The organism is Metabacillus sp. RB-C-LZQ-3-1 (assembly GCF_058315175.1).
Genome location: NZ_JBZFLI010000001.1, coordinates 199,645 through 223,217, shown reverse-complemented (window position 1 = coordinate 223,217; position 23,573 = coordinate 199,645). Strand labels below are relative to the sequence as shown.

At 34.6% G+C, this 23,573-nt stretch carries 23 protein-coding genes; 10 read left to right on the top strand and 13 right to left on the bottom strand.

Annotation, left to right across the window (positions count from 1 at the left end; translation table 11 throughout):
• Positions 1-4: 4 nt before the first annotated feature.
• Positions 5-196, top strand: coding sequence for a hypothetical protein (locus AC4GZ8_RS01315; protein WP_491079995.1), 192 nt, complete (start codon positions 5-7; stop codon positions 194-196).
• Positions 197-233: 37 nt separating this feature from the next.
• On the opposite strand, the gene AC4GZ8_RS01310 is transcribed toward AC4GZ8_RS01315, so the two are convergent.
• The gene (locus AC4GZ8_RS01310) at positions 234-1,283 is read right to left on the bottom strand and encodes an aldose epimerase family protein (RefSeq protein WP_491079994.1); all 1,050 of its coding nucleotides are present in this window, start codon (positions 1,281-1,283) and stop codon (positions 234-236) included.
• A gap of 145 nt (positions 1,284-1,428) precedes the next feature.
• Positions 1,429-2,220 (bottom strand): alpha/beta fold hydrolase, encoded by a 792-nt coding sequence (locus AC4GZ8_RS01305; protein WP_491079993.1) that lies wholly within the window; start codon positions 2,218-2,220, stop codon positions 1,429-1,431.
• Between the two features lie 254 nt (positions 2,221-2,474).
• On the opposite strand from AC4GZ8_RS01305, the gene AC4GZ8_RS01300 reads away from it, so the two are divergent.
• Together AC4GZ8_RS01300 and AC4GZ8_RS01295 are read left to right on the top strand one after the other, a co-directional pair.
• The gene (locus tag AC4GZ8_RS01300) at positions 2,475-2,690 is read left to right on the top strand and encodes an alpha/beta-type small acid-soluble spore protein (RefSeq protein WP_491080400.1); all 216 of its coding nucleotides are present in this window, start codon (positions 2,475-2,477) and stop codon (positions 2,688-2,690) included.
• A gap of 282 nt (positions 2,691-2,972) precedes the next feature.
• Complete coding sequence (locus AC4GZ8_RS01295) at positions 2,973-3,143, top strand: hypothetical protein (RefSeq protein WP_491079992.1); 171 nt, start codon at positions 2,973-2,975, stop codon at positions 3,141-3,143.
• A gap of 263 nt (positions 3,144-3,406) precedes the next feature.
• Here the strand turns inward: AC4GZ8_RS01295 and AC4GZ8_RS01290 are convergent, their stop codons facing one another.
• Both AC4GZ8_RS01290 and AC4GZ8_RS01285 read right to left on the bottom strand, forming a co-directional pair.
• Positions 3,407-4,030, bottom strand: coding sequence for a CAP domain-containing protein (locus AC4GZ8_RS01290; protein WP_491079991.1), 624 nt, complete (start codon positions 4,028-4,030; stop codon positions 3,407-3,409).
• A 264-nt stretch (positions 4,031-4,294) separates the two neighbouring features.
• A complete protein-coding gene (locus AC4GZ8_RS01285; RefSeq protein ID WP_491079990.1) occupies positions 4,295-4,930 on the bottom strand; it encodes a DUF421 domain-containing protein in 636 nt (211 codons plus the stop codon).
• Positions 4,931-5,022: 92 nt separating this feature from the next.
• On the opposite strand from AC4GZ8_RS01285, the gene AC4GZ8_RS01280 reads away from it, so the two are divergent.
• The 3 genes from AC4GZ8_RS01280 (at position 5,023) to AC4GZ8_RS01270 (ending at position 6,845) form a co-directional block, all read left to right on the top strand.
• Complete coding sequence (locus tag AC4GZ8_RS01280; RefSeq protein WP_491079989.1) at positions 5,023-6,162, top strand: DUF418 domain-containing protein; 1,140 nt, start codon at positions 5,023-5,025, stop codon at positions 6,160-6,162.
• A 136-nt stretch (positions 6,163-6,298) separates the two neighbouring features.
• Complete coding sequence (locus AC4GZ8_RS01275; RefSeq protein ID WP_491079988.1) at positions 6,299-6,481, top strand: small, acid-soluble spore protein, H family; 183 nt, start codon at positions 6,299-6,301, stop codon at positions 6,479-6,481.
• A gap of 154 nt (positions 6,482-6,635) precedes the next feature.
• Positions 6,636-6,845 carry a cold-inducible protein YdjO-related protein gene (locus tag AC4GZ8_RS01270; protein WP_491079987.1) on the top strand — a complete coding sequence of 70 codons (210 nt, stop codon included), beginning with the start codon at positions 6,636-6,638 and terminating at the stop codon, positions 6,843-6,845.
• Positions 6,846-6,904: 59 nt separating this feature from the next.
• Here the strand turns inward: AC4GZ8_RS01270 and proC are convergent, their stop codons facing one another.
• Positions 6,905-7,705 carry a pyrroline-5-carboxylate reductase gene (gene proC / locus AC4GZ8_RS01265; protein ID WP_491079986.1) on the bottom strand — a complete coding sequence of 267 codons (801 nt, stop codon included), beginning with the start codon at positions 7,703-7,705 and terminating at the stop codon, positions 6,905-6,907.
• A gap of 352 nt (positions 7,706-8,057) precedes the next feature.
• Here proC and AC4GZ8_RS01260 point away from each other — a divergent pair, with 352 nt between their 5' ends.
• Together AC4GZ8_RS01260 and AC4GZ8_RS01255 are read left to right on the top strand one after the other, a co-directional pair.
• Complete coding sequence (locus tag AC4GZ8_RS01260; protein WP_491079985.1) at positions 8,058-8,501, top strand: cupredoxin domain-containing protein; 444 nt, start codon at positions 8,058-8,060, stop codon at positions 8,499-8,501.
• 103 nt (positions 8,502-8,604) lie between these two features.
• The gene (locus tag AC4GZ8_RS01255) at positions 8,605-8,757 is read left to right on the top strand and encodes a hypothetical protein (RefSeq protein ID WP_491079984.1); all 153 of its coding nucleotides are present in this window, start codon (positions 8,605-8,607) and stop codon (positions 8,755-8,757) included.
• 113 nt (positions 8,758-8,870) lie between these two features.
• Here AC4GZ8_RS01255 and AC4GZ8_RS01250 read toward each other — a convergent pair whose 3' ends face one another.
• The 4 genes from AC4GZ8_RS01250 to AC4GZ8_RS01235 all read right to left on the bottom strand — a co-directional run bounded on the left by AC4GZ8_RS01250 (position 8,871) and on the right by AC4GZ8_RS01235 (position 11,745).
• Complete coding sequence (locus AC4GZ8_RS01250) at positions 8,871-10,070, bottom strand: DHH family phosphoesterase (protein ID WP_491079983.1); 1,200 nt, start codon at positions 10,068-10,070, stop codon at positions 8,871-8,873.
• Between the two features lie 197 nt (positions 10,071-10,267).
• Positions 10,268-10,777 (bottom strand): GNAT family N-acetyltransferase, encoded by a 510-nt coding sequence (locus AC4GZ8_RS01245; protein WP_491079982.1) that lies wholly within the window; start codon positions 10,775-10,777, stop codon positions 10,268-10,270.
• 91 nt (positions 10,778-10,868) lie between these two features.
• Complete coding sequence (locus AC4GZ8_RS01240; RefSeq protein ID WP_491079981.1) at positions 10,869-11,399, bottom strand: helix-turn-helix domain-containing protein; 531 nt, start codon at positions 11,397-11,399, stop codon at positions 10,869-10,871.
• A 136-nt stretch (positions 11,400-11,535) separates the two neighbouring features.
• Positions 11,536-11,745, bottom strand: a complete 210-nt coding sequence (locus AC4GZ8_RS01235; RefSeq protein ID WP_491079980.1) for a DUF6501 family protein — start codon at positions 11,743-11,745, stop codon at positions 11,536-11,538.
• Between the two features lie 240 nt (positions 11,746-11,985).
• Between AC4GZ8_RS01235 and shc the strand changes: the two genes are divergently transcribed.
• Both shc and AC4GZ8_RS01225 read left to right on the top strand, forming a co-directional pair.
• Positions 11,986-13,869: a squalene--hopene cyclase gene (shc, locus tag AC4GZ8_RS01230; RefSeq protein WP_491079979.1), complete on the top strand. Its 1,884-nt coding sequence runs from the start codon at positions 11,986-11,988 to the stop codon at positions 13,867-13,869.
• Positions 13,870-14,005: 136 nt separating this feature from the next.
• A complete protein-coding gene (locus AC4GZ8_RS01225; protein WP_491079978.1) occupies positions 14,006-14,914 on the top strand; it encodes a superoxide dismutase in 909 nt (302 codons plus the stop codon).
• Between the two features lie 72 nt (positions 14,915-14,986).
• Here AC4GZ8_RS01225 and AC4GZ8_RS01220 read toward each other — a convergent pair whose 3' ends face one another.
• The 4 genes from AC4GZ8_RS01220 to AC4GZ8_RS01205 form a co-directional block, all read right to left on the bottom strand.
• Positions 14,987-16,333 (bottom strand): sodium-dependent transporter, encoded by a 1,347-nt coding sequence (locus AC4GZ8_RS01220; RefSeq protein WP_491079977.1) that lies wholly within the window; start codon positions 16,331-16,333, stop codon positions 14,987-14,989.
• A gap of 575 nt (positions 16,334-16,908) precedes the next feature.
• A complete protein-coding gene (gene odhB / locus AC4GZ8_RS01215; protein WP_491079976.1) occupies positions 16,909-18,165 on the bottom strand; it encodes a 2-oxoglutarate dehydrogenase complex dihydrolipoyllysine-residue succinyltransferase in 1,257 nt (418 codons plus the stop codon).
• A 136-nt stretch (positions 18,166-18,301) separates the two neighbouring features.
• Positions 18,302-21,142, bottom strand: a complete 2,841-nt coding sequence (gene sucA / locus AC4GZ8_RS01210; RefSeq protein WP_491079975.1) for a 2-oxoglutarate dehydrogenase E1 component — start codon at positions 21,140-21,142, stop codon at positions 18,302-18,304.
• A gap of 509 nt (positions 21,143-21,651) precedes the next feature.
• Complete coding sequence (locus AC4GZ8_RS01205) at positions 21,652-23,571, bottom strand: vWA domain-containing protein (protein ID WP_491079974.1); 1,920 nt, start codon at positions 23,569-23,571, stop codon at positions 21,652-21,654.
• Between the last annotated feature and the right edge of the window lie 2 nt (positions 23,572-23,573).

Below are 23,573 nucleotides of genomic sequence, written 5' to 3'. Positions count from 1 at the left end.
TCATATGCCTATCAAAAAACCTAAATTTATGAAAAGTACTTTTTTCGTGGATGAACCTGGTAATTGGCATTTAAAAGAAGGTGCTCCTATAGAAATAAGAGAAGAGTTTGAAGAATATATGGAATCAATAAACACCATACAGGATGAGCCAGGTACAGTTGACAGCATCCATGTTCCATATCCATATGGAGATTAGGTAAAACCCCACCAAATTTTGAGTGGGGTTTATTTCTTTATTCAGAAACAGTGAATTTATATATCGTTGACGTATTGTACTCTTCTCCCGCCTTTAAAATACAAGGTGAAAATTGGGGATGATTAATGGAATCAGGAAGACCTTGAGTTTCCAAGCAAACCCCTAAGTATTTTCTTGCTTTTATCCCTCTTATGTCAAACGTATCTTCCATCATATTACTTGTGTAGATGACAACACTTTGTTGATCTGTTTCCACAATAAGTTTCCGTCCACTTTTTTCATCCATTAACGTGATTTCTCCATTATGATGGTCATTTAAAAGGAATGGATGATCTATACCTTGTCCAACAAGTTTAATTTGTTCATGGTTAGAAGATATAGCCTCTTCGATCTTTTTTTCCTCTCTAAAATCAAAAGGTGTGTTCGCTACATCTAAGAATTCACCAGTTGGTACGACATGGTCATTTAATTCAAGAATTTTGTTACTTTTCACTTGTAATTTATGTGACAGGATATCATCTTTTATATTCCCGCTTAAGTTGAAATAACTATGGTTCGTTAAATTAACCAAGGTCTTCTTATCAGTTGTTGCAGAATAAGAGATCATAAGCTCATTTTGCTCATTTAATGTATAGGTAATTTTTACAGATAAATTTCCTGGATAGCCGTTTTCACCATCTTTGCTTATATATAAAAATTCTACACCAATTACGCCATTCTCCTTGATTTCTTTTGCATCCCAAAGCTTTTGATCAAAGGCCTCTGGGCCACCATGTAAATGATTGTTTTGATCATTTTTTGGCAGCTCATATGTTTGACCGTCTAATTCAAACCTTCCGTTACTAATTCTTCCTGCCACACGTCCACAAACAGCACCGAAATATGGAGAATCTTGTATATAGCTCTCAATATTATCGAATCCAAGTACTACATTCTCCAATTTCCCGTCCTTATCAGGCACATTAATGTCCGTAATAATACACCCAAGCGTAATACATGATACTTTCATACCGCTACTATTTTCTAATGTGAAAGAGTAGACGTTTTCACCCTTAAGTTCTCCAAATAATTCTTTTACAACCTTCATCAATCTCTCTCCTCATTCTTCCTACAGTTTTCTATGTATGCCAGTTTATCCTGGTCCATTTTATCAGAACAATTTGTTAGCGCTTTCCTGCAAGGAAGACAATTTTTTTAAAAGTAAAGAAGCACTAACTTATATAATTAAGCAATTATTCTTCTTTTCCTGCATTAAATTTTATTTTTTCGTAAAATAATTCAATCTCTTTGTTGGCAATCTCCCATCTTTTTGTGGGCACCTGATGATTGGTTTTCTTAATCACCACAACGCGAAGTTGTTTTAATCTTTTTTTATAATAAGAATGATATTTATTTGTTAAATCAGATTTTGAACCGTCTATTATTAATACCGGTACTGAGATATTTTTCAGTTCATTGATTAAGTTATCATTCATTACCTCAAAATAATATCTGGACCACACATCAATTTGTGCTTTTCCCATATGTTCAAAGAGCAATTTTCTTAACTTCGGTTCTTTTGTATGGCTTATAGCTAATATTCTACTAAGGAATTTACGTTGACGTTCGACTATGAACATTCCCGCTTTATGCTCCATTTTAAATAATGGATCCAATACGGTTGGATACCCACCGAACAAAATCAGTCCATTTATTCGATTTTGGTAATGGATACTCATATATTGTGCAATCATTCCCCCTGCCGAATATCCACATATAATTGCACGATCGATTTCTAATTTATCTAACAGGGAAATCAGCTCTTCTCCATAGTTTTTCACTGAAACGGTATTCGCGTCAATTCGAGAGCTATCACCGTGGCCTGATAAATCGGGTAGTAAAACTCTCATTTTATGTCCGAGTTTTCGTTGATAATAAAACACATGTCTTCCCATTCCAGGTGGATGAATGAACAGAACGGGCATCCCTTCTCCAATATCATCATAAGCAAGTATTTTTCCATTTTCTAATTCCACGGTAGGCACAATAAGTCCCTCCTTATATAATTTCGTTTACTAGTATTCCTCAACCTTAACCTATTACCCATTTTCTGATGGAAAAACTTTCTTTATCTTTCATTGAATAAATAATTTGTATCGAGCAATATTAAATATCAATAAAAGATAAAACAATTATAAATCAATAACTTTATTAAAGGGTTAACCTAGATGGTTAATGGATGGTGCAAATCCACCCTAACCCACCAAACAATACATTTAGAGAAGGAGATGGATTTATTATGGCAAGCAACCGTAACAATAATTCAAATCAATTAGTAGTACCTGGTGCTTCTCAAGCGATCGACCAAATGAAATACGAAATCGCAAATGAATTCGGTGTAAACCTTGGTGCTGAAACTACATCTCGTGCAAATGGATCTGTTGGTGGTGAAATTACTAAACGCTTAGTATCATTTGCTGAGCAACAATTAGGTGGCGGAACTGGAAGATTTTAATTAAATATAAATGGCTGGGAGCATCGCATGTAGCGATGCTCTTTTTCTGTCTTGATCTACTGCCTATCCTTAAATCGAAAAGGATGTAAAAGTGCAGTCGTGGAGATTGACGTCTCGATTTTAGACTGCACTGCCTCAAGGGTCTAGTAATTTGGAATTAGAGCATAGAACACCTCCTAATAATTTGCTCTAGGCTTATTAGTGCGCTTGCTCTTTTCTTATGAAAATGACTTAATTGGACAATATAAAAGAGATCTTTTGAAATGAAATGGAGTGAAACTTATGGTAAACGAAAACTTTGATGAGTTCATTAAATCTGAAGCAAAACATAAGGCAAAATATCTTGGATCAAAACAACCATCACACGGGATCTATAAAAATGATGAAGAAATTAATTCTCGAACTAATACAGACGACTCTGTAGGTGCCGATGGTCGAGATGTATTTAAATAAGATAATGTTTTGAACAGTCACTGATGAGACGTGACTGTTCTCTTCATTTTGTTTGGGATTTATCTTCGATTTTTTTGAAATATCTTCGATTATGAGAATATATTGTCGATTTTTTCAGATTTATCTTCGATTATTTAAATTTATTTTCGATTAGACAAAAACTTCCATAAATCGACACAAGCAAACCTCATCTACTGAGGAGCAGCTTCCTATTTGACGGAAAAAATCCTCCTTCGAGAGAAGGAGGATTTTTAACTATATATTTATCTGCCTTTAATAAACATTTGCACCCATGCTCCATGGTAAAAACCAACCCCAATAGCATCAAACTCAGGTTTTAAGATATTTGCGCGGTGACCTGAAGAATTCATCCAAGCATTCATGACTTCTTGTGGCGTTTTTTGGCCTTTTGCGATATTTTCACCTGCATAAGAATAGCTAATTCCAAAAGTTTTTAACATGTCAAATGGAGAACCATAATTAGGACTAGTGTGTGAAAAGTAATTCGAATTAATCATGTCCTCTGCTTTTTTCTGTGCAACATTTTTCACATCTGCACGATGTGTTAATGGTCGTAAGCCAGCTTTTGCACGCTCTTGATTTACTAATTGAACAACTTGTTGCTGAAAGGAACTGACACTCTTAGCAGAAGGTTTCAGGCGAATAACTTCCCCTATATGCATATTTCTTGGCTCAACTGATGGGTTTAATTCCATTAATTTTCGATAGTCTACTCCATATCGTTTTCCTATGTACCAGAAAGTATCGCCTTTTGACACTTTATAAAACTCGAATGGCGGTTCTCTAAAGGTTTTGATATGACCATGTGTAACAGTAGGCATTGCTATTAAAAACATGAAAGTTGCTAAAATTAGCTTTTTTAACATGAAGTTTTCCTCCAATTTTATTATTTTTTCCCATGTTAGTTTGGCTAATTTTCAAAAAACCATTCGAAAAAATTTGAAGAGATAGGACAAGTGTCCAATCTCCCGTACTATCTTCTGAATTTCATCAGACTTTTGCTACCCTCGATATAATTTTTAATGGTAAGACATTTTGTAATATTTCTCTTTTTCAATTCCCTTATTTTATTTAGTGGTTTTCTAATTGGTGGGTTTTTCATGATAAAATAATACAGTACTTTGTGTATGTTACTGCAATCTTTGGGGGGGTTGTGGATTATGTTTATTTTTAACAACCTCAGTAAATATGGTTGTTTCCGAAGAAGTAGGCATTGTTTGTTCGTTATTTGTGGTTTGATTCATTGGATTTATTCCCATAAGTTGTTTTAGGTGTTGAATTTCCTGCATAATAGACGATATATCTTCTTTTGTTGCAGGCTTTTTATTCTCCTTTAATTCAAACCCAATCTGTCCATTCGGCTCCAATGTTGCATATTTTACATCTTTCAAACTACTTACACTCGATTGCCTTAGTTTCATTTCTAGAAGGTCAACAGAAAAGCGTAGTTTTTTCAATTGGTCTGTTTGTAATTTGCCATCTTTTATCAGTACTTTTGCTTTTCCCGAAATGAACTTTTCTAGCTTATCAGATTTAATCTGACTATACTCACCTATTACTAAGGTTAAAACAAGAGTAAGTCCCACCACTAATGTAGACCATACATTTTTACCTACAAGTGGTTGCACCAGCAGTGATCCGATCCCAACCATAATCACAACCTGTGAAAGAGTCATTTGGGAAATTGACTTCCGACCAGCAATTCTAAGAAGGATCGTACCACCTACAAAGATCACAACACTTTTCCATATTAGATCCATATCCATGGTATTTGGATACCACCTTTACTTATATCTTAATCATTATGTTCTGTTGAAGGGTTATTTTTTATGCCATATTTAGATAGAAAGGAAAGAATATGAAGGCTCAAAATCGAATATTACTCATCGATATAATCCGAGGATTTGCTCTATTTGGTATCCTCTTGGTTAATATGAAAAGCTTTTATTCTCCAGTGTTTTTTGAAACCATGTACGGAATTAGCCCTCATTTTGAAGGCATTGATCACATTATCCATCTTTTTTATCAGTTATTTATCCAAATGAAGTTCTATCCAATTTTTGCTTTTCTATTCGGTTTAGGCTTTTACCTATTTTTACATAAAGAATTTAATATGATCTTATTTATTAAAAGAATGATCATCCTTTTCTTTATCGGCATGATACACCTGATCTTTTTTTGGTATGGAGATATTCTTCATGTTTATGCTGCAACAAGTATAATCTTAGTGTTATTTTATAAAGTTCCAAGTAAATGGATTTTATGTTGGGTAGCTGCATTGTTAACGGTCTATCATTTATTTATAAGCTTGAATACACTTATTTCAACTAATTCACTACTAGAATCGAATGATTATTCCAGTATGCTTTCCACCTACGTTTCAATTTATAAAGAATCCTCTTATTTTGATTGGGTTTGGTATAGATTGAAGATTGAAATAATTCCTACTCTGTATCAATATCCTTTCGTTTTTGTACCAGTACTTGCATGGTTTTTATTAGGTTTATATATTGGCAAGGAAAAAATATATGAAAGGAATCCTTCAAATATAAAAAGAGTTTCATTATGGTGGAGAATCAGTTTATATATGAGTATTGGTTTTTTAATTTTAAATGTGCTGGCACTAATTTTTTGGCCAAACATCCTATATAGTATGACAAGTGCAAGTGGTGTTGTCTTGGCTATTTTGTATGTAACAAGTATTTATGTTTTCTTTGATCATCCATTTGTAAAGAAAGCATTGTACCCGCTAAGTTTTGTTGGGAGGATGTCCTTATCAAATTATCTTTTTCAGTCTATTTTCCTAATCAGCTTCTTTAGGATGTTTAATCTATATAACAATATCAGTTTAACTGAAGGTCTTATCATAACCATTGTCTTTTTTCTTTTCCAATTGGTTGTAAGCAAATATTGGTTGTCGTATTTTCACCAAGGTCCAGTAGAATGGATCTGGCGTTCAATGACATTAAAAAAGATCAGCCCTTTTCTCAAAAAATAAGTCAGTCCATCTTCTGTGTTCTCTAAAAATGTCCATGATAAAAAATGTTGGAATGAATGATCATATTTTCCTTCATTTGTATAAAAACAATGAATCCAGACAAAAATAAAATGATTAATTTTAGGAGGTTTTTGAGTTGGATATTAATCGTGTAAAGCAGATTCTATCATCTTCTGCGGACATAAAAGTCATGTACAATGGTGCTTCTGTTTGGATTGACGAATTGCTAGAGGACCAAGAGATGGTAACATGTCATCTAAGAGGGCCACTTGAGGAAAGAACACAGGTAAACGTTTCAGAACTAAAAGAAGTTGAATAAAAACTCAATAGTCTGAGCAAGCTTTATAATTTGTAAAGCTTGTCAGACATTTCTTTCGCATTTTAAAGGAATTAGTTAACAGTTATACATATTGTTTGAAAATATGTGTATAATGTATGTAGTACTAAATCTCCTTACTGAAGGATGTGTTGATATGAGATTTCAACAACAAGTCGAAAAGCCACCAGAGGTTAACTTAAAAATATGGACTTGTGATTCAAATGAATGTAATGGTTGGATGAGGGATAATTTTAAATCAAACGAAAATCCGGACTGTCCATTGTGTGGACACGCAATGGTTGAAGACGAGCGTACATTACCTGTTTTGGAAAACTTTTCTGCAGTAAGCAAGAAAAAGGAATAATTTCATTATCAACAACATTTCAAAAAAAAATCCCATGATTAACATGGGATTTTTGCTTTTTATATCTTACCTTTTGCTTTCTTATTCGTTGCAATAATAGCCTCTTGAAGGCTCTCATGAAACTTTCTGTTTCTTAATACATTTAGGCCTGCCTCTGTAGCTCCTCCTGGTGTTGTTACCTGCTCCCTTAACTCCTTTGGAGACATATTTCCTTTAAGCATTTCTGCAGAACCAATCACCATTTCTTTGACCAACTTTTCAGCAGTATCCTTTGAAACACCATATTTTTCTGTTTGCTCAATTAAAGATTCAACAAATAGATAAAGAAAAGCAGGTGCACTGCCTGTTACTGCTGTTAAATCGTGAATTTCTTCTTCTGTACAGTACTGCGAGGTTCCAATAGATTTGACCAATAACTCCATTTGTAAGTAATTATGTTCACTTACTGATGTTCCATATGTATATAACGAAATCGAATGTCCGACCATTGCAGCAGTATTCGGCATTATCCAGCCTACAGCCGTACCTTTTGGTAGTAAATTCTCCATGTATGAAGGACTAATTCCTGCTGCAACAGTTACAACAAACTGTGAGGTAATAATAGGCTTTAGCTTCCTCAATACCTCCTCATGTTCTGAGGGTGGCATTGCTAGTACGATCATGTCTACCTTCTCAACCATGTCTTCTAGCTTATTAATTGGTTTAACTTGATATTTTATTGCCAGTTCCTGAAGTCTTTCGATATTTTTCTGATTTGCAACGTAAATAGAGTTTACCTGATCATAACTGTTAGCTTTTATGCCAGCTATAATCGCCTCTGCCATTCGGCCAGCTCCAATAAATAAAATAGATTGTTTCACAAAACTACCTCTCTTTCTTAAATGCTTGCTAGTTTTAGCTTATGATAGACGGTAGAATGTTTCAAGTTACCCTAAAAAATAGCAAAATAAAAAGACGTCTATAAAAGACGTCTTGCGTATTGAGGCGAAAACTGCACGCCACATCGTGCATTTAGCCTTTCGGCATGTTATTCGACTTACACAATTCAGCTCATCGCTCAACTAATATACCATAGAAAAAAATAAATTAAAAGAGAAAATTACATAAAAAGTCCAACAATTATTGGAAATTAAAAAATAAAGAAAAATTTAGACAAGTTTCCTGCTTTCCCATCATATAAATATTGTAGACATGCTTTAAGGGGGAGAAATCATGAGGTTCGTATTTATTCGGAAAAAGTGGCTGTTTTTTGTCGTGGCTGCCATTTTAATGGGGAGCCTATACTTTTTTACAAACGAAGCAGCTCCAACGTTTCAAAGTAGTCAAGCATCAAATAAGGACATGACATTCAATATGATTACTGCAGAATTTGCAACGACAACTGCTGATGGAAAAAAAATAGAGGCTTATCGCTGGGATCCTGGTACCATCGTCATTCCAAAGAATCAAGACGTAACATTAGAGCTTTTTGGCGTAAATGGGGATGAACATCCTTTTTATATTGAAGGAACAAATATTAAAGGCACTGTTAAAAAGGGAGAAGAAACTGTGATACCTCTACACTTTAAAGAAGAAGGAACATACCGCCTAATTTGTGACACCCACTCACATGAAGGTCATAGTGTGCCTATGGTTGCCTATATAGTCGTTGATTAAAAAATACACAAACCTAAAACAGGTCTAAAAGACTAGTTTTACACTTCATCAATTGGGGTAAAAAAGAGAATACATAGTTATGAAAGGAATTGGGTGATTATTTTTGAACATTGTCATCTATAACAATGAGCAATATGAGATTTTTTATTCTTATGCAAGCGGCTATTATGAACTTAAAAAGTTGGGCTCGGTTTTAGATGAAATCATCTTGGTTCATTGCTCAGAAGTAACTCAATTGGAATCGAGTGCCTCATAACAATTCTTATTTCTGAAAAACTGGCTTATCTCAATGCCTTTTTGGTGAAAGCCTTAGTTTTCTTTACTATCATCAATAGTGTAAAGAAGCAAAGCGAAAAATCGCTTTGCTTTTTATCTTTTTTCGATTTTTTCTTGATCATAGGAGTCGATTAAATAATGAAGAAGTTTTTCGTCCTTTGAAAGGAACACAGAGAATGATCTTTTTATAAATCTTTCTGCATCTTCATAAGAAGTAAAGTGATTTGATAGCTGTTGATGATTTTTTTCCACTTTCCAAATGTCTTCTTTATCCTTATATAATAAATATTGATCTTTCTCATAGTTTTCATATAATGAACAATGCTGTTTGATATTCATTTTATTATGAGGACTATCTATTTTTAAAGGTTTTAATGGGAACGGTTTTTCAATAAACTCTTTATACGCATCTTGAGTTAATGAGCAACCTGCTGCTTTAGCATGACCCCCTCCACCATATTTTGAAGCAATTTCAGATACATCAATTTCGTCATGAATCGTTCGAAACCCAATTTTTTTATTTCCCATATTTATGATGGAAATACAATCAAGATGAGGGTGTTCCTTTCCTAATTCATTCCCTAATTCAGAATGATATGATTCTGCATGAACAATCCCCATACATTTGTCACCTATAAAAGCTTGTACTAATTCTCTCTTTTTCCTTTTTATATAACGTTCTGTTTTCCTCTCTTCAATATCTAACAATTTTTCTTCAAACTCATCAAAAGAAAAATGGTCTTGGTTAGAAAGTCTTGTTATCATACTTTGTTCAAACTCATCAATCGATTGCAAAAAGAAAAGATCATTTAAACGCTTAGCTTTTATGTTTTTCTTTCTTTCCCATTCCCACGTATCATATTGTCTGACCAATTCAACGTATTCACTTATAGCAGGTCGTTTTTCAAGTAAGTTATGTTCATCAAGGTGATGGTAAAATAATGATGTTGCAGAAGCCAGCATACCTTCAGAATCTTCTACCTTAACATAGCCCCAATCGTATTCATTAAAATGCAATGCTGTTTTATGGTGATCGATTAATTGAACAAGCCCGCCGCTAAGAACAAATTTTTTTAGTCTCGCTTCATTTTCTTTATTAACAGATAAATCGGTTATGTATATTTTACTTGTTTCCTTTGATTCATTTTGCTCTTTCATCATGTGTTCTACATGATAATCAAGGCTATTCACTGAATGATAATGTACATCTACATGTGCACCAAATGCCAGCTTTGCAAGAATCCCGCAACTCACTCCATCTAGATCATTATGAGTCAATAAAACGTATCGCATGAATCCACCTTCTCTTTACTTTAACATTTTCTATACTATATGAAGTATTTGTTTTAACTGCTTAACTATTCGTATATATTTACCTAACCAAGTAAATGGTGAATTCCTTTCTAATAGTAAAAAAGGATACAAAATGAACACTTGTATCCTTTTTAACATATTTCCTTTTCTCTAAACTAATTTTCCCCTTAGAATCCTTATTCGACAACTCTTCTACCTAAAATAACCAAATCCCTTTCCACGCCATCCATATTCGCTATTTTCGGAAGATGTGCCCATCTCTCAAATTGATAGTGTTCAAAAAGTTTTATACTTGGTGCATTATGTCCAAAAACAAATGCTAGTAATGTTTTAATTTCTAGCTTTGGACATTCAGAAATAGCTTTATTCATTAAAACACGAGCATACCCTTTTCCATGTACAGAAGGATCAAGATAAATACTAACTTCTGCCGTTGCATCATAAGCTGGTCGCCCATAAAATGACTGAAAGCTTAACCAACCAACAATAACACCGTCTTCTTCTAAAACCCACAAAGGTCTATGATGCGGGTTATGTTCATGAAACCAGGTTAATCTGCTTTCAACCGTTACTTCTTCTAAATCTGCTGTAGCAAGTTTACCAGGTATGGACGTGTTATAAATATCAACAATTTTTTGAAGATCTTCTAAATTTGCATCTCTGATTATATACGTTTGTTCACTCATAATGTCATTTTCCCTTCTTACTGGCCTTAAATAAATGTACAGGTATTTCTTATGTTATTTTATTATAAGTGAAATTTTTTGAGAGATAAAACTATTTTTTTGGATCAGGAATCATAATAGTAGAAATATTGAGGGCCCTTCTCTCACTTGTTGGTTCATTTTCTATTACTTTCATAAAAACTTGTGAAAGTTCAGTAAAAAATTCTTGACGTTCTTGATCAGTTAAATAGATCATAGCTTGTCTAAAGCTAACCCCATCTTCAACTAAATCAATTTCATCTTGTTGTAAATAGGCTTCATACTGACCTAACACATGTGTCATAAAAGTTAAAAATAAATGTAAATGCTCGTCTCTGCTTAATTTTTGAACGTCTTCTATATTTGATTGTTCATGTTCTTTTAAAGAGTAAATTTTTTCAACTGTTCCGCGAATTTGGTTTTCCTTAACTACCTGTATGACTTCAGCTTCTAAAAGCTTATTAAGATGTCGATATAAAGTAGCTTGAGGAACTTCTTTTAATCTGGCTTGCATCTGTTGAACATTTAACTCTTTTTTTCCTATTAATGTTTGAACTATTTTCATTCTCACTGGATGAAGGATTAATTTTGCTTTTGAATTCAATGGAGAGCTTCCTCCCTGCTTTAATTATCATTATCAATTATAATAATAAAAACAAGGAAGTCAAATTGTCGTAAATTCATCGTAAAAATAAACATATAAAAAGGAATGGACATGTTGTTCCATTCCTTTCTTCTGATTAGTTAGCCACAACTTCAAAATATTCTTTGTAGAAACCGCCAACTTTACCAGTATTGTCGATTACAAAATAAAATTCTTCTGTCTCATTTTGAACATCATACTCTTTGCCAGCAGTTAAAGCACGGTCAACCATGTATTTTGCTGCGTTTGTATGGACGCATTTTACTTTTTTTATTGCCTTCGTATCTTGCCATGTTTTATGTATCAAAACAAATCCACCTTTCACATTCATATGTTCTATTCTATCTAATTCTTTTAAAAATGCCAATCAATGCAGAGGAACTATTTTTTGAAGTAAATTTATTCGTTTTCTAAGATAAATTCAACATGATATTTTAAAAGTAGTATAGGTTTGCCTATATACTATTTACATTACGATTCATCTTCACCTTTAGCAAACATATACAAACTATTCTCAGCATAGCCTATGATGAGGTGAAGAATAAAAATGTTGACGAACAACCAGATTGATCAATTCATTTTTTCTATACTTGAAAAAATAAAAAACACACAAAAAAGAGATGGATCCTGGAGATTTTGTTTTAAAGGTGGATTAATGACTGATGCCTTTATGATTATCACGCTCAGAGCTCTGGAAATAAAAAATGAAGAAGATCTAATCAAGGAGTTGACGGAAAGGTTGCTTTCAACCCAAACGGATGAAGGAACATGGAAAACCTATCCTGATGAAAAGGAGGGTCATCTATCAGTAACCATTCAAGCTTACAGTGCTTTATTGTTCTCGGGGTTTTTAACACAAGATCATCCTGCATTAAAAAAAGCTGAACATTTTATTTTAGAAAAAGGCGGGTTAATCAATGCCCATTTTATGACAAAATGGATGCTTGCCGTAAACGGACTTTATCCATGGCCTACACTATTTTATGTACCGATGACATTTTTACTTATCCCGAAATCATTCCCTTTTAACTTCTACCAATTTAGCAGTTATGCTAGAATTCACTTTATCCCTATGATGATTGCAGCAAATAAAAAATTCACTATAAAATCCGCTTATACGCCAATGATCAACCACTTGTTCAAACAACCTTCTTCTCATCACTTCTATAATGATTCTCGCTCTTATTCAATGTTTATGAACGAAATGAAAAAACTATTAACACTACCAGAATATTTACACCGCTTAGGCTATCAAAAAGCTGAAAGGTATATGTTAAAAAGGATCGAGAATGATGGTACTTTATACAGCTATGCAAGTGCTACTTTTTTTATGATTTTTGCCCTCCTTTCTCTAGGGTATAGCAAAACTTCTCCCACAATATTAAATGCTATTAATGGTTTAAAACAATTAATTTCCACAACTTGTAATGGTATTCACCTAGAAAACTCTACATCTGCTGTATGGGACACAGCCTTACTTAGTTACGCTTTACAAGAAGCGAATGTCTCTGAACAAGAAGATACGATTCATCTGGCCACATCTTATCTACTATCTAAACAGCATACTAAAAAAGGAGATTGGAAAATTCATAATCCGAATATTCCTCCAGGCGGATGGGGGTTTTCACATAATAATTCGATGAATCCAGATAATGACGATACCTCCGCAGCACTACGTGCAATCACTCGCACAGCTAGTAAAAATAAAATGGTCCGTGATGCTTGGTATAGAGGAGTAACCTACCTCCTCTCGATGCAAAATGCTGATGGCGGTTGGGGTGCTTTTGAAAAAAACACTGACTTAGAGCTTCTTACCTTAATCCCCTTAGAAAATGCTAAGGATGCTGCTATTGATCCTTCTACACCTGACTTAACTGGTAGAACACTTGAGTTTTTAGGTAACTATGCCGGGCTCACGAAACATCATCCAAGTATTAAATCGGCCATCCAATGGTTGGAGAATAATCAAGAAGAAAATGGTTCTTGGTATGGCCGTTGGGGTGTTTGCTATATTTACGGCACATGGGCAGCAGTGACCGGGTTGATCTCTGTAGGTGTATCTCCGAATTCACCAACTATACAAAAAGCTATTCATTGGTTGGAGTCAGTTCAGCTCGATAATGGCGGGTGGGGAGAATCTTGCATTAGTAGTGAAAGAAAGAAATATACTCCACTTCCATATAGTACACCGTCACAAACCTCTTGGGCTCTAGATGCCTTGATTCAAAGTCATGCATATAAACATCATTCTGTACACAAAGGAATCGCTCATTTACTTGACCCTGCATCATTTTCACAAGCTGCATTATCATATCCAACCGGCATTGGACTACCTGGACAATTTTATATTCATTATCATAGCTACAATTATATTTTCCCTTTGCTAGCCATGGCCCACTATAGGGAAAAAATAAATTCAAGTTCTGTTTGATGCCTATAATTAGGCTTAGGTTAGGTCTTTATAAAATCTACACAATAAGAGGAGATTTATTAAACAAAGAAAATCATCAACCCTTTCATTCTTTATGCATATATTGTCTAGGACTGATGTCTAGGAGGGATTTAACATGTCAGAACAATACATTACATCTATGAAAAAATGGTGTGATGATATTTTAAAAAGTTACGAAAAATCGTTTCCTGAATTAGCACGAAATTATGATGTCACAATTTTAGAGTCATGGAAAAATGACCTTTTCCAATTACAACTGGAACTAAATGAAACTTCGGATCTGGATCCTAAAGATGTTTATCGACGTGCGGATGAATTATTTACAACATTCGAGTCGTATTTTGAAGACCATCGCGAGGAACCACAGGAACAAGATCGAATCCAAAATCAAACGAAACCTGTTCCTATAGGAGGTCACACCCTTCCGCCATTACCATACAATTACGATGCATTAGAACCATATATTCATCAGGAGATTATGCGTTTACATCATGATAAACATCATCAAAGTTATGTAGATGGATTAAATAAAGCAGAAAAAGAAATGCAAAAAGCACGGAAAACAGGAAATTATGATTTGATAAAACATTGGCAACGAGAAGCAGCCTTTCATGGTGCTGGTCACTACTTACACACAATCTTTTGGTCCGTTATGACACCTAATGGTGGTGGAAAGCCTGCTGGGATGTTAATGCGGGAAATCAATCAATCATTTGGCAGCTTCGAACAATTTAAACAACATTTTTCGGAAGCAGCCAAAAATGTAGAGGCAGTTGGATGGGCTATTTTAGTTTGGTCTCCTAGAGCACAACGCTTAGAAATCCTGCAAGCTGAAAAACACCAAAACTTAGGTCAATGGGATGTCATCCCGCTTCTCCCGTTAGATGTATGGGAGCATGCTTATTACCTTCAATATAAAAATGATCGAAAGAAATACGTAGATAATTGGTGGAATGTTGTCAATTGGAAAGAAGTCGAAAGACGTTTTCATGTGGCACAGCAAGTAAGATGGAAACCATTTTAATAAGGAACAGGAAAATATGAAAAAGGGTAACTCAAGATAAATTCTTAGCTTGAGTTACCCTTTTCGTTCAAATTAAATAATGCCTATAGCATCTAAAAATACAACAATAATAACAATTGGTGAAACATACTTTAATAGTAGATACCAACACATAAACACTTTTCTACCAATAGTCGAGCCCTGCTTAAGCTCATGAAGCAAGTCCTTTTTTGAAACTTTTAACGGAACAAAAATCGCGATTAATAGTGCACCTAATGGCATTAACATATTACTTACTAGGAAATCAGCTGCATCAAAAATAGACTTTCCAAATATGGTGGTATCTGAAAGGACTCCATAAGATAATGCTGATGGAATTCCTACCGCAAAGATACATATACCTACAATCCATGAAAACAGCTTTCTTTTCTTATTATTACCTTTGGAAATTGGGGCAACAATAATTTCAAGCATTGAAAACGCAGATGTTAATGTTGCGAATAAGAATAGTAATAAAAAGGCAACCAAAAAGATACTTCCAAATGGCATTTGATTAAAAACGGTTGGAAGAACATTAAATAATAAAACAGGACCCGCATCTGGTGCTAATCCAAAAGAAAATACCGCTGGAAAAATTGCCAGCCCAGCTAGTAAAGCTACCAATAAATTTAACCCTACTATTGAAACAGCAGATTGCGGAAGATTCTCGTTTTTGGATAAATAAGAGCTATAGGTGACCATAACAGAAACTCCGACACTTAACGCAAAGAAAGATTGACCCATCGCATATAAAACTGTTTCAGAAGTCACCTTCGCAAAATCTGGCTTTAAGAAAAAGATAATGCCTTCCATTGCACCATCTAATGTGACGGATCTGATAATAAGGAAAATAAATAAAATAAAAAGTGCAGGCATCATAATTTTACTAGCTTTTTCAATTCCATTCGATATACCTTTTGACACGACAAAGCTGGTAATTAGAAGAAAAATTAACTGGGCAAAAACCGTCAAAACAGGATCTGAAATACTTGCTCCAAATAATTCTCCATACTCTTGCTCAGTTAACCCGCTTAAATTACCTGTTACAGCTTTAACTAAATAGATGAGGATCCATCCCCCGACTACACTGTAAAAAGATAATAATATAAAGCAAGTAATTACACCTAGTCTTCCAATTAAATGCCAAGAAGAATTTGGTGCAATTTGTTTATATGCTGAAATTGCATCACTTTTTGTACTTCTCCCAATTATAAATTCACCAAGTAATAGCGGCAACCCGACTAACAAGGTAAATAAAATAAAGATTAGAAAGAAAACACCGCCTCCACTCGTTCCTGCAACATATGGAAATTTCCATATCGCACCAAGACCTATCGCAGAACCTGCAGCAGCAAGCACAAACGAGATTTTGGAGGACCATTGTTCAACTGAATTACTCACAACATCACCTCAAAAGAAGACTTGTTTGTTTCTATTGAATATTTAGAAAAACTTTGCTTGTCGCTATAGCATTACTTAGCAAGCGTATTTTGCTGTTCAGATGACTTATACTCTATGAGTGCAAGTCAAAATGGCGAAAGCCTTGGTTTTTCTTATACTATCATCCATCAAACTTTATACTTTCTGATAGTACAAAAAAGGACTTCCCCTAATTTTTCCTATCCATCTATAACAAACATTATATAAGTATACATTTTAACATTTTACTAACATAATTTAAATTATATTTTAAAAATATTCTTGCACTCCTTAAGTTTACATAATATTATTATTTGATTATTCTGTCATTATCGGTTTTAAAGGTACAAAAGCGCAAATGTCTTGATCAGCCCCGGGTAAATAAGACGATTAGGAAGAGAAGGCGTTCTTTGCCTTTTAATTCTAAATTGGCTGGGCGCTGGAGCTGTATGTCAAAGCGCTTAGTCACAATTCGAGGCATTTTATAGTTTCCTTAGCAGCAAAAAAAGGCTGACACAAATCTTTCAGTGCCAACCTTTTCATTCTTTTAGCTTAGCTTAGCCTTCTAGTAATAATGATTCTGGGTCTTCTAGTAATTCTTTAACTGTTGCTAGGAAACTAACAGCTTCTTTACCGTCCACAATACGGTGATCGTACGATAGAGCAATGTACATCATAGGACGGTTTTCCATTCTTTCTTCATCAATTGCAACAGGACGCAATTGAATTTTATGCATGCCGAGAATCCCTACTTGTGGACCGTTAAGGATAGGGGTAGATAATAGTGAACCGAACACTCCCCCATTTGTAATCGTAAATGTTCCACCTTGTAGATCACTTAAGCTTAGTTTATTGTCGCGCGCTTTCTTTGCTAGATTTAAAATCTCACCTTCGATTCCAGCAAAGTTTAAGCGATCTGCATCACGAACAACTGGAACAACTAATCCCTCAGGTGCAGAAACAGCGATACCAATATCATAGAATTTTTTCATCAAAATTTCGTTTCCTTGAATTTCAGCATTTAATAACGGGAATTGTTTCAATGCTGCAACAACAGCTTTTGTAAAGAATGACATAAATCCTAAACGAACATCATGCTGTTCAAAGAATTTGTCTTTTCTACGTTTACGAACCTCCATAACAGCTGTCATATCCACTTCATTAAAAGTTGTTAACATCGCTGCAGTTTGCTGTACCTCTACTAAGCGATTTGCAATAGTTTGACGTCTTCTAGACATTTTGATTCGCTCAACTGGTTTTCCAGGTACATCTTCTGGAGCAGATACGGCAGTTTTAGGTGCAGCAGCCGGTTTTGGCGTTTCAGCTTGAGGCTGTTGGTTTTGTACATTTTGTCCTGAGAATGACTCAACATCCTGTTTTCTTACTCGTCCAAGAGGATCTGCTGTTTGTACTTGTTGTAAATCAATACCACGCTCTCTCGCAAGCTTTCGTGCTGAAGGTGAAGCGATTGGTCGTTGTTTTTTCTCTTCTGCTTTTGCTTCAACATCGTCTTGTTGTACAGCCGCTGATGGTTGTGCTTCTTGTTTTGCTGCTTCTGGTTGCGATCCAGAAGCTTCTCCACTCTCATCAATTACCCCGATTGTTTCTCCAACTTGAACAGTATCACCTGATTCTTTGTGTAGCTCTTTTAAAACTCCAGAAAATTCAGCAGTTAATTCAACGTTTACTTTATCTGTTTCAACCTCTAAAAGATATTCACCTTTCTCAACAACATCTCCTGGTTGTTTTAACCATTGAGCGATTGTTCCTTCTGTAATAGATTCTGCTAATTCTGGTACTTTAATCTCAGCCATTTGTTGGTTCCCCCTTGAGCACTTTTGCGTTTTTGTAGAGTTTCGCTAATTCGTCTGATACAAATTGAAGCGACCTATTGATTATGAGCAAGTTCTGCATTTTTTTAATTAAGTCAATTAATATAAATGGTCGATATTACTTTTTCCAAGTAAATGCTTCAGTCACAATTCGTTCTTGATCCTTTTTATGAATATTAGGATCACCCTCTGCAGGACTTTGTCTTCTTCTTCTTCCAATATACTTCACAGGAATTCCTTCTGGTGCAATCTCTCTCAGTTTTGCATCAACAAAGGTCCAAGCCCCCATGTTTTGCGGCTCTTCTTGAACCCAAACGATTTCTTCAAGAGAAGTTAGGTTTTCTAATATTGATAGGATTATCTTTTTAGGGAATGGATACAGTTCTTCCACTCTCAACATATGAACCCAATCTTGATTTCCTTCTAATGTGTTAAGCTTATCAGTTAAATCTGTTGCAATTTTTCCTGTGCAAAGAATTAGTCTTTTTACTTTTTCCGGAGATGTACCAAGACCTGGCTGTTCAATAACAGGCTTGAATTCACCTTCACATAATTCATTTAAATCTGAAACAGTTTGTGGATTTCTTAACAAGCTTTTCGGCGTCATGATCACAAGTGGTCTTACCTCTTCGCGTTTTAATAAATCAGCCTGTCTGCGTAAAATATGGAAATATTGTGCAGCACTTGTTAAATTAGCTACTTGCCAGCTATCCTCTGCAGCAAGTTGTAAAAATCTCTCTAATCTTCCGCTTGAATGTTCAGGCCCTTGACCTTCAAAGCCATGTGGCAATAGCATAATGAGACCAGATTTTTGTCCCCATTTTGCACGACCTGCTGCTATAAATTGATCAAAGAATACTTGAGCGGCATTTGCAAAGTCTCCATACTGTGCTTCCCATAATACTAATGTCTCTGGAGCGTATACATTATAGCCATATTCAAAGCCAATAACCGAACCTTCGGATAATGGACTATTATGAATAGCAAATGATGCTTTAGCATCTGAAAGTTTGTGTAATGGTGAATAAAACTCTCCAGTGTTTACATCATGCAAAACGATATGTCTTTGTGCAAATGTACCACGCTGCGAATCTTGTCCAGTTAAGCGAATTGGTGTTCCATCAGTAAGAATTGATGCAAAAGCCAATGCCTCGCCAAGAGCCCACTCTACTTTTCCTTCTTCTTTAAGTGCTTTTGCTCTTCTTTCTAAAATTCTTTGCAGTTTAGAGAAAACACTGAAGTTTTCTGGCCATTTTACCAACTCATCATTTAATCTAATCAATTTATCCTTGTTAACAGCTGTTTGGAACGAAGGTAGTCCACTATTAACAAATTTCGGTAATTTAATTTCGTATGTTTGAGCAGTTTTTTTATCTGGAACCTTTTTATACGCTTTCTCTAGTGTTGCTTGTACTTCTTCATTTATCTTCTGAACATCCTCTGAACCAACAACACCCTCATTTTCCAGAGATCTAGCATACAATTCACGAACAGTAGGATGTTTGCGAACTTTTTCATAAAGTTGCGGCTGTGTCATTGATGGTTCATCCATTTCATTATGGCCAAAGCGACGATAACCAATGAGGTCAATTAAGAAGTCACTTTTGAACTTTTTACGATACTCCATTGCGATAAAAACAGCTGCAATACATGCTTCAGGATCATCGGCATTTACATGTACGATTGGAATTTCATATCCTTTTGCAAGATCACTTGCATATTTTGTTGAACGTGAATCTCGACTTTCAGTAGTAAACCCAATCATATTATTCGCAATAATATGAATCGTTCCACCTGTTTGATAGCCAGTTAGTTTATTTAAATTTAGAGTTTCTGCAACAATCCCCTCACCTGGAAATGCCGCATCACCATGAATTAAGATTGCCATCGCATCATTGACACTTTGTTTCGGATAGCCTTTCTCTGTACGAACCTCTTGTGCAGCACGAGTATATCCTTCAACAATTGGATCGATAAATTCTAAGTGACTTGGGTTATTAGCTAAAGTTACTTTAGCACGACCAATGCTGTCATCTTTAATTTGCTTATTTGCACCAAGATGATATTTTACGTCACCACTCCACCCATAGTTAATGCCAATTGATCCTTCTGACGGTACTAATTCCTTATTTGGTGCATGTTGAAACTCTGAAAAGATAATTTCATATGGTTTTCCAAGGACATGTGCCAAAACATTTAATCGTCCGCGGTGTGCCATTCCAATGTTAATCGTATCTGTACCTGCTTGTATCGCGTTAGCAATTAATTCGTCAAGCACAGGAACGAGCATGTCAAGACCCTCGATTGAGAATCGCTTCTGCCCTACAAATGTTCGATGCAGAAATTGTTCGAATCCTTCTACTTCTGCTAATCTCTTTAAAATAGAAATCCGCTTTTCTTTAGACAAATCCCTGAAAATATTCCCGGATTCTACCATTTTAAGAAGCCACGTTTTTTCCTCGTAATTATGTACATGGCTGAACTCAAAAGCGATTGAACTTTTATATACTTCTTTTAAGTATTGATATGCCTCAAGTCCATTTGTAACATGTGGAGGTGCATCCTCACATAGAAGATGTACCGGTATATCCTTTAAATCTTCTTCAGTTAAATCATACTCTTCAAGACGTAAAAATTCATTTTTCTCATAGGTATCCTCAAAAGGATAAATCGCAGCATTTAAGTGACCATATCTACGGATATTTGTCACAAGCTTTACTGCTTCAGCTACTTTTTTCATTTTATCAGCTGAAATGGTTTCAAATTCAGCTAATGTTACTTGATTATTTAAATTAGTTTGTAAAGAAGGAGAACCCCACTTATCAAATATTTCTTTTAATTCTATATCAATAGAATTTGGATCAAGTTTATATTGATCATATTGTTCCATGATATAGCCGAGGTTTGGACCATGGAAGTTTTCCCAAGGGAATTTCCGCTTGTTTGTGCCTACTGCCATCTAACATTACCCCCAACAATTCATAAGTGATCAGAAAAAATGTTCTGATTCGTAGGAAGGATAAATATTATCCTACGATATTAACCACTCTTACGAGTATAGTAGTATGATATTAAAACGCTTCCAATACTATTTTAACATTGGTAGCTACACATTCCAAGATAGTTGATTGAAAAATTAAAAAAAAATTGGTCCTTTTTCCATTATCTTTGCTTAGCGCTACCATTTTTTTTAATAATTTAAATTATCAATCAATATCTTTTCTCTCTTACTATTATCATACTACAATTCCTTGGAAAAAAAGTACAATTTTTATTATTTTAATGTAAATAGTGCACATTTTCTTGTGCTTATTTAAAAAAACAAAGAAGGTTCATTAAGACCAAAACCGTTACACAATTTCTCCAAATAAACCACCCTAATCATTGCTATATAAAAAGGACAAAATCTTAATATCCTCTAAAGATATTATAAGATTTTGTCCTTTTCCATATTTTTAGCATATCCTACTAAATTGTTTTTAATAACAATCGTTTTAATAGCGGGTATAATTGCTCCGGGAGCTCTTCAATTTTTTCAACAAACACACTATATCTTCCATAAATATTTTGGATTGTTTTTTTAGTCGTTTCATCAACCTCACTTGTTGATAAAAAGACATTCATTACTTCAATCCCTAACTTTCTAGCCTCTAACACGGCTTCATGTGTATCAATAATCCCATTTCGCTCGTAACCAGTTGCTGCTGGTTCTCCATCAGAAAACACGAGTAGAAATTTTTGTTTTTCATTTCTTTTTATTAATTGCTCTGTCATATGTCTTATCGCATATCCATCCCGATTATCTTCTTCTGGAGATAGCTGCATAATCTCAGGTCCTGTTTGTTTCTGTAATGAATCTTTAAATGAAATAACCGAATGAAAATGATTCGGCTGACGGGTTTTTGACGATTCATTTGTATCCTCCCAGAAACCAACAATCTGATGAGGAATTTTTACAGACTTTAGTGTTTCATGAAAGAGCGTAATTCCTAACTTTGTTTGATCCATTTTATCGAACATTGAAGCAGAGCAATCCACCAATAAAGTAAATACTGCATCAATATCTGGAGACGTCTCCTGTTTTTTATAGAATAGCTTTGGATTATCATCTGTTAATAATCTTAAAAGCTTTTTATTTAATCTGCCAATGTGAAGATCTGACCTTGGAAATGTTCTCTTATGTTCTAGTGTTTTTTGAATCATCAATTTTAATTTCTTTTGAAAAAGGAGAATATCATTTCGGTCTTGCTTATATTGATCGATTTCATCTGCCAACGGAGGTTTTGAATGAATGAAGACAGGAACTGCGTATTTGTTTTCCTTCCCATATGCAAGCTCACCTGCGCTAGATCTTTCCTCTTTTTGTGCCTCCATTGCTTCTAATTTTGAATAGTCATTTCGTTTTGCTTTCCCTGATGTTCCTTGAACCATAGCAAGAGCTTGATCAGCGTCATCACCTTCACGAACAGCACCATCACCGTTTATCGTTGTGTTTGTTCCTTGCTCCAAATCAAATTGTAAGAAGCTCTTGGTTGGCTTGCTTGTTTCACTATGCCAGGTGGGAAGTTTGTCACTATGGACATCTTCATCACCTTTTTTTGCATCCTCTAATGTATCTTTATTTTTTAATTTAGATTTTCTCTTTAACTCATCATAAAGACTAGAAGATCTTATCGATTCATATGGAAGCTCAGCTAAATAAAAATACGTATTAAGCATGTCCTTTTCTAAAACCAATTCTAAAATATCCACTATATTTAAGACTATATTAATGATATGAGATGTTGATGAGGCTTCATATACTTGAAAGATTTGAGTTTGGATAAAAGGTAAAGTTCGATCAAGATTTTCTGATAAGTCTGGTACTTGCTCAATTGTTGATTCAGCTGATAAGATAAGATATAGTGCGTTAAATAAAGCATCTGTTAAAATACTACGTTCTTTGTGAATGATAAGTTGACTTTGGAAATGTTTCCGATAAAACCTTTTTCTAAGTTGAAATGCAGTTTTTGTCCCAGGTCTTTCTTTCACACATAGCTCTTCCAGTCGAATATCTTCTAGTAACATACATAGTTGTTTAGCAAAGCTGCTAAGCTTTAGGGGTCGTACTTTTTCGATAAATAAGCCTAGTTCACGAAAATCTGTATAAAAATAATTTCCTATACTTCGTAGATAGATATCACTTTTTAATGCTAATTCTGTTTCAGACCTTTCACGATGATCCCAAAAATGGCTTACATAGATTTTTCCTTCAAATGGATCTAGGTAGGATTGCACACTATAATCTACTTCAAGCTCACTGTTCTTGGTGAGTCCTTTTGCAAGATCAGATAATTCCATGAAAAGAAATGAATCAACTTGTTGATCGTTGAACTTAATAAATCTCAAAA